Source organism: Myroides sp., assembly GCF_032073645.1.
Taxonomy (GTDB): domain Bacteria; phylum Bacteroidota; class Bacteroidia; order Flavobacteriales; family Flavobacteriaceae; genus Flavobacterium; species Flavobacterium odoratimimum.
This window is the reverse complement of record NZ_DAMANB010000013.1, coordinates 99,599-113,395: the sequence shown is the minus strand read 5'-3', so window position 1 is coordinate 113,395 and position 13,797 is coordinate 99,599. Positions and strand designations below refer to the sequence as shown.

17 protein-coding genes and 2 tRNA genes are annotated in these 13,797 nt (G+C 33.9%); 10 read left to right on the top strand and 9 right to left on the bottom strand.

All coding sequences use genetic code 11. The annotated features are described in order from the left end of the window. Positions 1 to 104: 104 nt before the first annotated feature. From RT228_RS11100 to RT228_RS11085, 4 genes are all read right to left on the bottom strand, one after another. A tRNA-Tyr gene (locus RT228_RS11100) sits at positions 105 to 185 on the bottom strand. 51 nt (positions 186 to 236) lie between these two features. Then, a tRNA-Tyr gene (locus tag RT228_RS11095) sits at positions 237 to 317 on the bottom strand. 150 nt (positions 318 to 467) lie between these two features. Then, complete coding sequence (kdsA, locus tag RT228_RS11090; protein ID WP_006261362.1) at positions 468 to 1,286, bottom strand: 3-deoxy-8-phosphooctulonate synthase; 819 nt, start codon at positions 1,284 to 1,286, stop codon at positions 468 to 470. 9 nt (positions 1,287 to 1,295) lie between these two features. Continuing rightward, positions 1,296 to 1,850 (bottom strand): DUF4199 domain-containing protein, encoded by a 555-nt coding sequence (locus RT228_RS11085; RefSeq protein ID WP_006261361.1) that lies wholly within the window; start codon positions 1,848 to 1,850, stop codon positions 1,296 to 1,298. A 170-nt stretch (positions 1,851 to 2,020) separates the two neighbouring features. On the opposite strand from RT228_RS11085, the gene RT228_RS11080 reads away from it, so the two are divergent. From RT228_RS11080 to RT228_RS11070, 3 genes are read left to right on the top strand one after another with little or no spacing between them, the layout of a single operon-like run. Continuing rightward, a complete protein-coding gene (locus RT228_RS11080) occupies positions 2,021 to 2,509 on the top strand; it encodes a SixA phosphatase family protein (protein WP_006261360.1) in 489 nt (162 codons plus the stop codon). Further along, entirely contained in the window at positions 2,509 to 4,620 is a 2,112-nt protein-coding gene (ppk1, locus tag RT228_RS11075) for a polyphosphate kinase 1 (protein WP_073144686.1), read from the top strand. The genes RT228_RS11080 and ppk1 overlap by 1 nt, the downstream gene beginning before the upstream one ends. A gap of 15 nt (positions 4,621 to 4,635) precedes the next feature. Further along, complete coding sequence (locus RT228_RS11070; protein WP_073144687.1) at positions 4,636 to 5,553, top strand: Ppx/GppA phosphatase family protein; 918 nt, start codon at positions 4,636 to 4,638, stop codon at positions 5,551 to 5,553. Here the strand turns inward: RT228_RS11070 and RT228_RS11065 are convergent. Continuing rightward, positions 5,550 to 6,308: a TIGR02757 family protein gene (locus RT228_RS11065; protein WP_006261357.1), complete on the bottom strand. Its 759-nt coding sequence runs from the start codon at positions 6,306 to 6,308 to the stop codon at positions 5,550 to 5,552. The genes RT228_RS11070 and RT228_RS11065 overlap by 4 nt on opposite strands. Next, entirely contained in the window at positions 6,301 to 6,981 is a 681-nt protein-coding gene (locus RT228_RS11060) for an ABC transporter ATP-binding protein (protein ID WP_006260029.1), read from the bottom strand. Before RT228_RS11060 ends, RT228_RS11065 begins: the two co-directional genes overlap by 8 nt. A gap of 186 nt (positions 6,982 to 7,167) precedes the next feature. On the opposite strand from RT228_RS11060, the gene msrA reads away from it, so the two are divergent. From msrA to RT228_RS11045, 3 genes are all read left to right on the top strand, one after another. Continuing rightward, entirely contained in the window at positions 7,168 to 7,713 is a 546-nt protein-coding gene (msrA, locus tag RT228_RS11055; protein WP_006261356.1) for a peptide-methionine (S)-S-oxide reductase MsrA, read from the top strand. A 5-nt stretch (positions 7,714 to 7,718) separates the two neighbouring features. Next, entirely contained in the window at positions 7,719 to 7,997 is a 279-nt protein-coding gene (locus RT228_RS11050) for a hypothetical protein (RefSeq protein WP_006261355.1), read from the top strand. A 109-nt stretch (positions 7,998 to 8,106) separates the two neighbouring features. After that, a complete protein-coding gene (locus RT228_RS11045; protein WP_006261354.1) occupies positions 8,107 to 8,532 on the top strand; it encodes a hypothetical protein in 426 nt (141 codons plus the stop codon). 44 nt (positions 8,533 to 8,576) lie between these two features. On the opposite strand, the gene RT228_RS11040 is transcribed toward RT228_RS11045, so the two are convergent. From RT228_RS11040 to RT228_RS11030, 3 genes are all read right to left on the bottom strand, one after another. Continuing rightward, positions 8,577 to 9,113, bottom strand: coding sequence for a hypothetical protein (locus RT228_RS11040; protein ID WP_006261353.1), 537 nt, complete (start codon positions 9,111 to 9,113; stop codon positions 8,577 to 8,579). A 68-nt stretch (positions 9,114 to 9,181) separates the two neighbouring features. Continuing rightward, positions 9,182 to 10,246: a nucleoid-associated protein gene (locus tag RT228_RS11035; RefSeq protein WP_006261352.1), complete on the bottom strand. Its 1,065-nt coding sequence runs from the start codon at positions 10,244 to 10,246 to the stop codon at positions 9,182 to 9,184. A gap of 69 nt (positions 10,247 to 10,315) precedes the next feature. Beyond that, on the bottom strand, positions 10,316 to 10,864 hold the full coding sequence (locus RT228_RS11030; RefSeq protein ID WP_006261351.1) for an IS1096 element passenger TnpR family protein: 549 nt from the start codon (positions 10,862 to 10,864) through the stop codon (positions 10,316 to 10,318). Between the two features lie 234 nt (positions 10,865 to 11,098). On the opposite strand from RT228_RS11030, the gene RT228_RS11025 reads away from it, so the two are divergent. The 4 genes from RT228_RS11025 to RT228_RS11010 are packed head-to-tail and all read left to right on the top strand — an operon-like array spanning position 11,099 to position 13,719. Then, positions 11,099 to 11,257 (top strand): hypothetical protein, encoded by a 159-nt coding sequence (locus RT228_RS11025; RefSeq protein ID WP_006260037.1) that lies wholly within the window; start codon positions 11,099 to 11,101, stop codon positions 11,255 to 11,257. Next, on the top strand, positions 11,241 to 12,596 hold the full coding sequence (locus tag RT228_RS11020; protein WP_006261350.1) for a 2TM domain-containing protein: 1,356 nt from the start codon (positions 11,241 to 11,243) through the stop codon (positions 12,594 to 12,596). The genes RT228_RS11025 and RT228_RS11020 overlap by 17 nt, the downstream gene beginning before the upstream one ends. Before the next feature lie 6 nt (positions 12,597 to 12,602). Continuing rightward, positions 12,603 to 12,965: a hypothetical protein gene (locus RT228_RS11015; protein ID WP_006261349.1), complete on the top strand. Its 363-nt coding sequence runs from the start codon at positions 12,603 to 12,605 to the stop codon at positions 12,963 to 12,965. Continuing rightward, positions 12,958 to 13,719 (top strand): LytR/AlgR family response regulator transcription factor, encoded by a 762-nt coding sequence (locus tag RT228_RS11010; protein ID WP_006261348.1) that lies wholly within the window; start codon positions 12,958 to 12,960, stop codon positions 13,717 to 13,719. Before RT228_RS11015 ends, RT228_RS11010 begins: the two co-directional genes overlap by 8 nt. The last annotated feature ends 78 nt before the right edge of the window (positions 13,720 to 13,797 follow it).

Here is a 13,797-nt window from a genome sequence, read left to right as displayed (position 1 = left end):
GGTTTCCCAACGGATTTACAGTCCGTCCTCGTTGGCCGCTTGAGTATCTCCCCTCCTAAAAGGTTTGTTAGACTATATTTTTATACAATAGATAAGACTTTTTGTGGGGAGAGCAGGATTCGAACCTGCGAAGGTTTCCCAACGGATTTACAGTCCGTCCTCGTTGGCCGCTTGAGTATCTCCCCTCCTAAAAGGTTTGTTAGACTATATTTTTATACAATAGATAAGACTTTTTGTGGGGAGAGCAGGATTCGAACCTGCGAAGGTTTCCCAACGGATTTACAGTCCGTCCTCGTTGGCCGCTTGAGTATCTCCCCTAAGCTTTTGCTTATCTTGTTTGTTTAGAACGGTGCAAATATAGGGCTGTTTTCTTAATCTGCAAGACTTGCAAGGCTTTTTTTTCTTCTTTTTTTTACCGAAATTATCTAACTGATTGGTTATAAAAAAAGTAGTGTTGAAAATATTTTTTAAAATTTATTGATTGTTTGTTTAATGTCAACCAATTTCTTCATCAAATCTTCAAAGTAATCTAAGTGTAGCATGTTCGCTCCATCACTTTTTGCATTCGCTGGATCGAAGTGTGTTTCTAAGAATAGTCCATCTACACCTACAGCGATACCTGCTTTAGCAATAGTTCCGATTAGATCAGGACGTCCTCCTGTCACTCCAGACGATTGGTTTGGCTGTTGTAGCGAGTGCGTGATGTCTAATACTGTAGTAGCATACTGTTGCATTGTAGGGATTCCTCTATAATCTACAATCATATCTTGGTATCCGAACATCGTACCTCTATCTGTCACCATTACGCTTTCGTTATTACAGTCTAATACTTTCTGTACAGCGTGCTTCATACTCTCAGGACTCATAAACTGTCCTTTCTTCAGGTTTACCACCTTACCTGTATTCGCGGCAGCTACTACTAGATCTGTCTGTCTTACTAAGAAAGCTGGGATCTGTAAGATGTCTACGTACTCAGCAGCCATAGCAGCGTCAGAGTTCTCATGAATATCTGTTACAGTAGGTACGCCAAACTCTTTTCCTACTTTTTGTAAGATTTTAAGTGCTTTTTCATCACCTATACCTGTGAAGCTATCTATACGTGATCTGTTTGCTTTCTTAAAAGAACCTTTAAATACATAAGGAATCTTTAGTTTGTCAGTTACTGTTACGATATGCTCTGCGATACGCATAGCCATTTCTTCACCTTCGATAGCACAAGGCCCAGCTAATAAAAAGAAGTTATCAGCCTCAAGGTTTTTAATTAGGGGGATATTATTTAAATTCATAAAATTCGATTATTTATTATTTTTTCGTTTGTTGTTCTTCTTTTGCTTGTTATTTTTATTCTCTGTTATCACAGGCTTTGCTATGTTTTTAGACTGTATAAAGTACGAAATAATCGCGATAAATACAACTCCAAAAGACAGATTATTTGTTACACCATTTCTTAAGAAAATATCGAAAGTAGCATTCTTAGTTGCTTCTTCTAAAGACATGCTAGTCTGTGTAGCTAGTGCCTCCTGTAAGGTAGCCATAAAGTTAGGGCTAACTTGGTTAAACGTAATGTACTGTATAATCGGGAAGAAGAATGTAATCATGATACAGATTACTAGTCCAGATAAGAAAGCACGTTGCCAAGAAACAACACCGTTATAGAATTCGCGTTTCTTCTGTCTTATTCCCAACCAATAAAAGATAATCAACACAAGGTTAAAAAGTAGTTCAAAACCGACCTCATATCTAATCTTTTCTAAGTCGTGAAAACCAAGAGATTTGACAATAAACATCCAAAGTAAAGCTGCTAACGTAGCATAAGAAGCCCATTTAAATTCTATAGAGAAATTTCTCATTATTCTATTTTATAATTAAAGAATCAAAAGTAAAGTTTTTATTTTATAGCTTAAAATTTATTTTATATTGATATTTTTTATTAGATTTAGATATGTTTGTATAATTCTTGGCAAGGATTGTGACGCATAAATTTAAAAAATACAATAAACCACCCGTAAATAAAACTATTATGAAAAAACTAATCCTTATTAGACATGCAAAATCATGCTGGAACGCTATAACAGATGATTTGTCACGCCCAATATCGACCAAAGGAGTTGCTGATGCTCACTTAGTATCGCATACTTTAATGGGGCATTTACCTGCTAAAGTTATTGTATGGAGTAGCCCTGCAAAAAGAGCTAGTGAGACGGCTAAAATATTCTGTCAGAATATGGATATTAACTTAGACTATATTATTTATAATCCCGAAGTATATACTTTCGAACGGTCAGGATTAATAAAAGCGATAAAAAAATGTAAAAATGAGCATGATACCCTAATTCTTTTCGGGCATAATGAGGCAATAACAAAATTTGTTAATAAATTTGGTAGCGAAACCTATGAAAATGTACCCACATCAGGCGTTGTAATCATTAACTTTGATACCAATGACTGGGGAGAGATAGAAAAGGGGACAACTGAATTAACTATTTTCCCAAGAGACTTAAAGAAATAATGAATAATAATAACACAACAAAATACAAGTATATCGACCGCGAGAAAAGCTGGTTGTCATTTAATGAAAGAGTACTTCAAGAAGCTGGTGATGAAACAGTCCCTTTATTAGAAAGACTGAGATTCATCGGTATATTCTCAAATAATTTGGATGAGTTTTTCAGAGTTCGTTATGCCACTATACGTAGAATGACATTGACAGGGGAGAGTAATCGAAGACTGGGAAGTGGAGTTATTGTAAAAGATCTATTGGCTCAAATTACAGAGAGAGTTATTCAACTTCAAAAAGAAAGTGTACGTATCTTACATGAGGTAGAGCGCAAACTAGAAGATGAAGGAATCTTTATGGTCAATGAGAAAGAGATCAGTGAGAAACAACAAGCCTTTGTCAAAGACTTTTTCTTACATCAAGTATCTCCTGACTTAGTGACTATTATCCTAAGTGATTTGGCTGAGTTCCCTCTTCTAAGGGATACGCATGGGTATTTAGTTGTGAAGTTAGAAGTAGACGAAAAGCTGGTAGAGAAGCACTGTACTAATAAACAAAGACGTGATAATAGCTCTGTTCGCTATGCTATTATCGAGATTCCGAATATTATTAATCGATTCGTAGAAGTTCCTTCTGAGGATCCAGGCAAGAAGTATATCATGATGTTAGACGATATCATCAGATATAACCTAGATTCTATCTTTAATATCTTTGATCTAAAAGCAGAATCTGCTTATATGATTAAAGTAACACGTGATGCTGAGCTAGACTTCGATACAGATTTACACAAATCTTTTGTTGAGAAGATTTCCAGTGGAGTACGCGATAGAAAACAAGGGGCTATTGTGCGTTTCGTTTATGATCAGGAGATGGATGATGAGCTGTTAGATTTCTTATTAGAGAACGTAGAGATCGAGCTTAACGATAGTATTATTCCCTCTGGAAGATACCATAATAGACGTGATTATATGGGATTCCCGACTACTGGAAGAGTGGATCTTACGTATCCAAAACAGATACCTGTAGCTGTGAAAGGACTGAGCCTTGAAGATAGTATTATTCAGCAGATACAGAAGCGTGATTATATGATCTACACTCCTTATCAGTCTTATTCATATTTAGTAAAATTCTTGCGTGAAGCGGCTTTAGATCCACAAGTATTGTCTATTAAGATAACACTGTATCGACTAGCTAAAAATTCACAGATTATTAGCTCACTTATCAATGCTGTAAAGAATGGTAAGAAGGTAATCGCTCAAGTGGAATTACAGGCACGTTTCGATGAAGCGAGTAATATTTATTACTCTGAATTAATGCAGGCTGAAGGAGTTCAGTTAATATTCGGAGTTAAAGGACTGAAAGTACACAGTAAAATCTGTGTAGTAGAACGTCTGGAAAATAAAAAGGTAAAACGTTACGGGTTTATTTCGACAGGTAACTTTAATGAGAGTACAGCTAAGGTATATACTGATGTAACGGTGTTTACTAGTCATAATTCGCTAATGAAGGATGTGTCTAAGGTATTTGAGTTTCTTCAAGTGAACTATCGTGTACATCGTTATAAGCATTTATTAGTATCTCCACATTATACGCGTAAAGGGTTTTATAAGTTGATAGAACGAGAGATTAAGAATGCTAAGAATGGATTGCCTGCTTATATACGATTAAAGATGAATAGCTTATCAGATCTAAAGATGATTGATAAACTATATGAAGCGAGTAATGCAGGAGTTAAGATACAGTTGATTATTAGAGGAATCTGTTCTCTTATACCTGGAGTGCCTGGTATGAGTGAGAATATAGAAGCGATCAGTATTGTAGACCGTTTCTTAGAGCATTCTAGAGTTTATATTTTTGGGAATAATGACAACCCTGAGGTGTTTATCTCTTCAGCGGACTTTATGACTCGAAATTTAGACGAAAGGGTAGAGGTGACTTGTCCTATCTATGATGATTTAGTAAAACAAGAGTTGATCGATACATTCGATATCGGGTGGAAAGGAAACTATAAGACGAGATATCAGACAGCAGACTTGTCTAATAAGTATAGAGGGTATACAGCTGAAAATATGTTTCATGCTCAGCAAGAAATGTATAAGTATTATCAAAATAAGTTAAAGTAAAAGAAGAAATTATATATGCTAAAAATAAAGAAGTATGCTGCTATAGATATAGGTTCTAACGCCATGAGACTGTTGATTATGAATATCATCGAGGAGGAGGGAAGAGAGACTATATTTAGTAAGAGTTCATTAATACGTGTGCCTATTCGATTAGGACAAGATGTTTTCACTACAGGAAAGGTATCTCCTGAGGCGGAAGACCGTATGGTGGATGCAATGAAGGCGTTCTTTTTATTAATGAAGGTAAATAAGGTAGATCGATTTATGGCATGTGCTACTAGTGCCATGCGAGAAGCTACTAATGCTACATCTATCGTGGATAGAGTGTATAAAGAATCTGGAATAAAGATCAGTATCATAGATGGTAAAAAAGAGGCTATGATTATCGCTTCTTCTGATCTAAAACATTTTATTAATAGCAGTAATAGTATTCTGTATATAGATGTGGGGGGAGGTAGTACAGAGTTTACGTTGTTCTCTAACGGAAAACAATTGAACTCTAGATCGTTTAAAAATGGTACTGTACGTCTATTAAACAATATGGTAGAACCTCAGGTATGGACAGATATAGAGCAGTGGATCAAGGAAGAGACTAAGGAGTTAAAAGACTTAATCGTCATCGGTAGTGGTGGGAATATCAATAAGATCTTTAAAATGTCTGGTAAGACGCAAGATAAGCCTCTTACTTACTTCTATCTACACAAACAATTACTACGACTAAGTAAGATGTCTTATGAGGATAGAATCTCTTTGTTAGGATTGAACCCAGATCGTGCTGACGTTATTATACCTGCTATAAACATCTATAATAACGCCATGAAATGGAGTGGTGCTAAATACATCTATGTTCCTAAAATAGGGGTGTCTGATGGTATCGTAAAAGCACTTTATTACAATAAAGTAAAACTTGATTATCAAGTCATAGAGTATTAAAACTTCTCAATTGCTCCTAGTCCAAATAGGGCAAAGTCATATTTGACAGGGTCTATAGGATCGAAACGACGCAAAGCCACATCTAGTTCAGCTAGTGCCTTTGCGTCATTTTGTTTTCGCTTTAGGATACCTAGCTTTCTAGCCATATTACCAGAGTGTACGTCTAATGGACAAGATAAATCAGCTGTACTGATTTGTTTCCATATTCCTAGATCTACTCCTTTATGATCATCCCTGACCATCCAGCGCAGGTACATATTGATTCGTTTCGCAGCAGATCCTTTGAGCGGGTCAGAGATATGCTTCTGTGTACGCGACTGATGTTCTATCTCGAAGAATAGTTTTTTGAAGTTAGAAATTCTCTCTTGCATATTCATTTGTTGATTTGCAAAGACATTTTCTAGTCCATTGTGGTTGCTATAAATATGTTTAAGCCCTTTTATAAAAGTTGCAAAATCTACACCATTGAAAGTTCTGTGCACAAAGCTGTCTAAACTCTCTAAGTGGTCATCATGATGCTCCATCACGAAGTCATAAGGAGAATTTCCCATGAGCTCCATCATGCGATGTGCATTCTTAATAATCATCTTTCTATTTCCCCATGCAATAGTAGCACTTAAGAACCCTGCTATTTCTATATCTTCTTTTAGTGTATATAGATGAGGGATTTGTATAGGATCGTCCTGAATAAAAGTAGGGTTGTTATAAAGAATTACCTTTTCATCAAGGAACTCCTTAAGTTCTGCTTTAGTCATGTAAGTTTTGTTTTTGTTTAATTTGACCATCTACCATGGTTAATTTGCGATCAGCCATATTCGCTAGTTCTTCATTATGCGTAACAATGACGAATGTCTGTCCTAATTCATCTCTTAGTTTAAAGAATAACTTATGTAAGTTTTCTGCCGAGTGTGTGTCTAGGTTACCTGATGGCTCATCAGCAAAAATAACAAGAGGTTTATTGATTAGCGCTCTAGCTACAGCTACACGTTGCTGTTCTCCTCCTGATAGTTCAGATGGGAAGTGATGTATACGGTGAGATAGTCCTAAGTATTCTAATAAACGAATAGCTTCCTTCTCTGTCTCCTGTTTGTTTTTATTAGCAATAAAAGCTGGGATACACACATTCTCTAAAGCCGTAAACTCAGGTAGTAACTGGTGAAACTGAAAGATAAAGCCAAGGTGTAAGTTTCTAAATTTAGATATTTCTTTGTCTTTAAGACCTAGAATATCTTGACCGTTTATAGAAAGAGTGGTTTGACTTTCTATAGAGGGCTTGTCTAATGTTCCTAGTATCTGAAGTAAGGTTGTCTTACCAGCTCCAGATGCTCCTACAATAGAAACAATCTCTCCTTTTTTTATATGTAGATCTACTCCTTTTAAAACCTCAAGTTTATCGTAGTATTTATGAATATTAGTCGCTCTGATCATTTACTTAATTTTAGAAATACAAAGTAACGCTTTTTACCTATTTTAAAAACCTAAAAATGATTAAAAGACGAGTAATATATTTTTAAAATAAAAAAGTATCTTTATACAGACGATGTATATAAGTCTAATATGACTTATGACTAGCTAGATAAAACAATTAACGAATAGAAAATAGAAAGTAAGACAATGGAAAATAATAAATTAGAAACGGCAATATTCGGAGCAGGATGTTTTTGGTGTATTGAAGCTATCTATAAAAGCTTAAAAGGGGTAGAAGAGGTGCTTCCAGGATATATCGGAGGAAAAAAAGAAAACCCTACCTATGAAGAGGTGTGTACAGGAGAAACTGGCCATGCAGAGGTAGTAAAGCTAGTGTATAATCCCGCAGCGATTAATTATAACGAATTATTAGAGGTGTTCTTTACGAGTCATAATCCAACTACTTTAAATAGACAAGGAGAAGATGTAGGGACACAGTATAGAAGTGAGATATTCTACACGACAGAAGCTCAGAAAGCTGCCGCTAAAGAGTATTTAGATATCTTGAATAGTGAAAAAGTATATGATGATCCTATCGTAACTAAAATATCAGAAGCGACGAAATTCTATGTGGCAGAGGATTATCACAAGAATTATTTTGAGAAGAGTGGAGATAAGAACCCTTATTGTCAGTTAGTGGTAAAGCCTAAATTAGACAAGTTTAAAGCAAAGTACAATACGAAGCTTAAATAATATAAATGATTACGAATAATAAAATTAAATATAGACAGCTTTTTATAGGGATATTTATGGACCTTATAGGGTACTTATCCTATGCTATACCTGGAATAGGAGAGATAGCTGATCTGGTGTGGGCACCAGTGTCAGCCTACATTCTAGCTAAGATGTATCCTGGTAAAGTAGGTAAGGTAGCAGCTGTGGTTAACTTCATCGAAGAGCTGTCTCCTGGACTTGATTTTATACCCACATATACTATAACTTGGTTTTATACATATTTTGGTAAAAAACAAGAATAGTTAATTCTTTGCAGGTAATTTGTGTAAATCATTATTATTTATTAAATTTATGTAAAATAAAAAGATCAGGAGAGTTTTAGAATTTAACAATTAATTAAAAGTATTTCTTATGAGAAAAGTTTTTACACTATTATTCGCAGCGTTAGTTTTTATGTCTTGTACCAATGCAAAAAAAAGTAGAGAATTGGGGGATCAACAAGCTGGTGAGAAAGTTATAGGATGGTATTATTACAACGTTAAACAAGGGTTATACGATTCTATTCCCAACTTAGTAGATGATGACTTCTTCAATAGCGACCAAAAAGCAAAACTTGTAGAAGACTTAAAAGCTAAAAAAGAGAAGTTTGGTAAGTTAGATAGCTTTACAATGGATAAATGGGAGATGACTGATAGAGATAAAAAAGCGAAGACTAAAGATTTCTATTTTGAGTACAAAGTAAAATATGAAAATGAACCACAAACAATTACAGAGAAGATTTACCTAAGTCAAGAAGGTAATGATCTTAAGATTTCAAAGTTCGAATTCAGTAAATAATACAAAAAGAAAGCTCCTCACATTGAGGAGCTTTTTTATGCTTACTATTCTGAATCTGAATCAAGAAAGTCTGTAATAATGCTTTGCATTTCTTCTAAGCTTACAACTTTTAGATCAGGGTGTGTTTTTAGCCACGAAGAGTTAAGTGCTCTTAAATCTTCTGTAATTTCTTTAAACGAGTTGTCTTCTAGTAGAGAAGTTGTTTCTTTCTCTTTACCTAATTCTGAGTCAAAGAATTTCTTTAGCTTGATATTGCTAAATGCTTTTACTCTTCGCATTTGTTTTTCGAAGTAGTCTAAGTGTTCTTTTGCTTCCATAGCGGTAAGCCCAGCATGGATAATCTCTACTAGGTCTAGATCCCATTTACTTTTCCAAATAAAAGCAGCTAGTCCTTCTGTCTCTAATATGTTTAGATAATAATCTACACAGTAACTAGCAAAAGCATCAGGATGCAATTCGTCATCACCTACTTCGGAGTTACGTAAGTAATTTACTACAGAGATATTAGAGTTGATAATGTCTAACGGATTCTCACTGCTAAATGTGTTCTCTGATATTAAGATATAGTTGAATTCTCTCATATTATAAGGTATTAGGTATAAAAAAAAGCGATTCCAAATCAGTGTGGAATCGCCTTAATTATCTTTAATTAAGATTTTTGCTCTTTGTTAAAGTAAACTAAGTAGTAATACATTTGTTTCTCCTCGTCCCATCCTTTTTCTACGAATTTATCAGCGCTATCAGGGTTGATAAAATCAAGTTTAATCTGGATGTTAGTATCAAGGTTGATTACATTCTTCAGTTTCTTTCTAGCATCAGACACTGCATTATTTGCAATAGGGAAAGATGTAGTATCCTCTATACTGTATTTTTCTCCTTTGTCCACTTTGTAGTTTTTAAACTCAGCAGCTAAATCAGGATTGTCTATTACTTCGTTTAAGAAATTCGTTTCTTCAAATTCGTCATTTTTAGCAAAGTAATTCACAGAGCGGTTCATGAACATCACCTCTTCTTTTTTATCTTCAGCAGGAAGCACTACATCTTTAGCGAAGTCTTGACAGAACTTAAGGTATTTCTTCGTCATAAATGCTTCATCTTGGAAGATATCTACATTTAAGAAATGCTCTAACCAATAGCGTGCATCATATTTATTACTGTCAATCGTTAAGATTTTATACCCTTCTTCTTTTTTATAGTTGAAGATAATACATCCTTTATCTAATTTGTTTAAGTTGATTCCTTGTAGAAGAAGCATTTCTAGATTAGAATCTTTTTCTTGTAATTGTAAGAAATCAGTTTTAAGCTCACTCTTAAAGATACCAATCGCATCTACAACATTATTATCAATAGATAAGTTTGTTAAGTAAGTAACATAAACTTCTCCATTCTTAATATGTGGATGGTTAGATTGCTCATATAGGTGACGTGTGATTTTTTTAGCAACTTCTTGTACGTTATCTGCTGAAGGAGCATTAAAAATCTCATTGGCAAAGTTGTACATTTCGTTGAATTCTAAATCAACATCATGAGCGAATTGGTAATAACTTTCTTCTTTTTCGCGGAACGGTTTAAAGAAATACTCTTTTAATAAAGGAGCTATTTCATCGTTTAAATTATAAGGTTCTGCAGATAAGAAGATAGCTTCATTTCTACTTTTATTCCCAACTCTATGGATAGATAGAGTTTCAATGTGCGTATTAAATAAGTTGATCATAATGGCAATAATATATTAAGCAGTAGTATACCACTTAAATTATAAATTAAAAAATGAAATTAATAGTTATTAGTTCCAAGTGTCTTCGTAGCCGAAGTCTTCAAAACTATCATCTCCGTCGAACATATCGTAGTCTTCGTCATCGAAGTCATCGTCAAATTCTCCGAAAATATCTTCATTCGATACAGGGTTGGCTGTGAATGATTTGCCCGGCATACTATCTGGTAAGATACCATGAGAGAAAAGTAATTCTGGGTAGGCTGCACCAGGCTCTTCTTCTTCGATAGCTCCTAATTCAACGAAGAAAGTCCACATATTTAAAAAGTCATATACATATATGATTTTTGTGTTTTCTTCATCTAAGATAGAACTGATAGTAGTAGAGCTCATTGTTTTGTGTTCTCCAGGGGTATCTCCCATATCGAACAACGAAATTTCCTCTTCTAGTTGAGTCCATTGGTCATCACACGCATAAAAAGAAGCTGCCTCCATTCCGTCAAAACCAAAAGCATTAACGATAGCATTGTGTAAATCTTCTAATGAGTCATCTTCTAAAATAGCAATGTCTCTAAATATATCTTCCTCAGTATCAAGGATTACTCTGAACTTATAAACCATAACTTTTTTGTGGATTAGAAACGCAAATTTAAACTTATTATTCATTATTGAGGAATAAAACCCAGTCTTTTTACCTACATTTTAACGAAATAGCTACACCTAGTTGAGAGCCAGTTTTTTACTGTAAAACCAGGCTTTTTACAGTTCATCCCTTAAACTTGACAATTCGGTAGTCTTCTTTTTTTTAGTTGTAGGTTCTATTACATCTTTGCTTCAACAAAAAACACCAGAGATATGAAAATTATTATTGCCATTACCTTATTTTTGATAACATTCTTCTTATCTATGTTTGGAATAAACAGAACAGGAGATTCAAAAAGTGTTTTTCAAGAAAAACAACAGTTAATAAATGTAAAGACTAATCTTGTTTTAAAAGATGAAGCAAAAAAATAATATTGTAAAGATAGGAGCTGTATTACTGATAACATTTTTAATGTTTAGAAGGGTACTTAATCTTCATTACTTGGATATCTATTTATTTATATTCTACTTCAGTATACTTGTTTCGGCAGTACTGGGAGTTAATTATTATTTAAAGAAGAGCTATTTTGGTAGACTGAATATGTATCTAAGAGAGAATGAACGAAACATCGGATGGGCTACAGCGATTACTACGGCTATCAACTTTGTAGTAATACTCTGTGTTGCTATTCTTCTAAAGATGATTAATAGTTTCTTTGTAGAGGGAGGGCATATCGCTACTGTGTTTATGCATGGGGGCTTTAGGTCTGTTTTAAACTTCACTGTGTTTTATTCTATTCTATTAGCGATCTATTTTCATATTACTTTTTCTTCTTTAGTTAAAGACCAACAAATAGAAGAACAGAAAGTAATAACGGGTAATGTATCTGCTCAATTTGAAAGCCTTAAGAACCAGTTAGACCCTCACTTTTTGTTTAATAGCTTAAATGTATTAGGGGCATTAATAGAAGAGGATCAGGAGAAAGCAGTAGAGTTTAACCATTCCCTATCTAAGACCTACCGCTATATCTTAGATCAGAAGAATAAAGAATTAGTTCCTTTAGAAGAAGAGTTAGCCTTTGCGAAGACTTATATTGAGCTGTTACAGATGCGATTTGAAGATAGTCTAATATTTGAATTGCCTGAAAGGGTAAAACAAGAAGGTGCTAAAGTAGTTCCGTTGTCTTTACAGTTGTTATTAGAAAACGTGATTAAACACAATAAATCTTCTTCACAAAAGCCAATACATATTCTAATCAAAGAAAGTCCTGATGGGTATTTAATAATTCAAAATACATTGAATAAAAAACAGACTTTCGAAAGTAGAAAAGGAATCGGGTTAGAAAATATAGCCAGTAGATATGCGCTACTAACTTCTAAACCAGTATTTATAGAAGAATCAGAAGAATATTTTACAGTAAGAATACCAATACTAACTAAAATTATAGAACAGATGAGAATCATAGATGTACCTGAGAACGAACAAGAAATCTTAGTAGAAGCTAAGAAAAATGTAGAAAAAATAAAGAAGTTTTATGCTCATTTAACTACATTCATCATGGTCAATATTTTTTTAATGGTGATCAATATGATTACTAATCCAACTTTCCCATGGGCATTGATTCCTTTATTTGGATGGGGAATAGGCTTAGCTGCTGATGCGATGAGAACATTTAATTACAGTCTGTTTTTAGGTAGAGATTGGGAGGATAAGAAGATTAGGGAGTATATGGATAAGCATAATAATGGAGGTACACAAAAATGGAACTAACAGTATATGAAAGAGTCAACCATATCACCAGAAGCTTTAAGGAGCTATCAAAGACTTCAGAGAAAGCGTTATAACAGTTTAGTTTGTATTGGGATAGAGATTATTGTTTATATGGCAATTATTGCCTTTGTATTCTTTGCTAATTATTATCATTTTAGACGTGTACGAATACAAGTAGGGAATGATAACCCAATGAATGCATATTTACTTTTTTCTCTATTAATTCTATGCGCATTGGTCAGAGTTATTATTCTATACCTAGATAAGATACCTGTGTTATCTAAGCTGCAAGAGAGAATGGAGAAGAGAGAATTCGAAAGATTAAAAAAAACATATCAATACCAAGTAAGATTAAATCATCATGATTAGTATAGTTATTATTGAAGATGAAAAGCCTGCAGCGCGCTCGCTAGAGAGGAAGTTAGATAAGTTAGGTTATAGTTCTATGATAAACCTTTCTAGTGTCGAGGAGGCAGTACTGTGGTTTGGTTCTAATAAAGAGCCAGACCTCATCTTTTTAGATATTCAGTTGTCTGATGGTCTGTCTTTCGAGATATTCGAACAGGTAAAGATTAATAGTTCTATTATTTTTACAACGGCCTATGATGAGTATGCTTTAAGGGCATTTAAGTTGAATAGTATAGATTATTTACTTAAACCGATTGAAGAGAAAGAATTAAAACAAGCCATTGAAAAGTTTGAGAATAATCGATCTGTATTCTTTGGGTTTAATCAACAGTTAGATCTCTTTAAGCAATTTATGAATTCTAGTAATACAGTGGAGTATAAAGAGCGCTTTGTTGTAAAAGTTGGAACACAGATAAAAATAGTGATGCGCTCTGAGGTTGTCTGTTTCTATAGTGAGAATAAAGCCTCTTATGTACAGACGACAGAAGGACGTAATTATATTATCGATTACAGCCTTGAGGAATTAGAAAAGATGGTAGACCCGACAGATTTCTTTAGAATGAATAGGAAGTTTATTGTATCTATTAACAGTATTAAAGATATCTATGCTTATTCTAATTCTAGGTTAAAGCTAAATCTAATTAATCTAGAATCAGAAGAGTTAATCGTGAGTAGAGAGAAGGTAAATGATTTCAAAAAATGGATTGAGAAGTAAGAGTAACTTTTAAAAAACAAAGAAGACTAATAATAATCAAATTATAATTAGTAGATATAATATAATAATTATTACTTT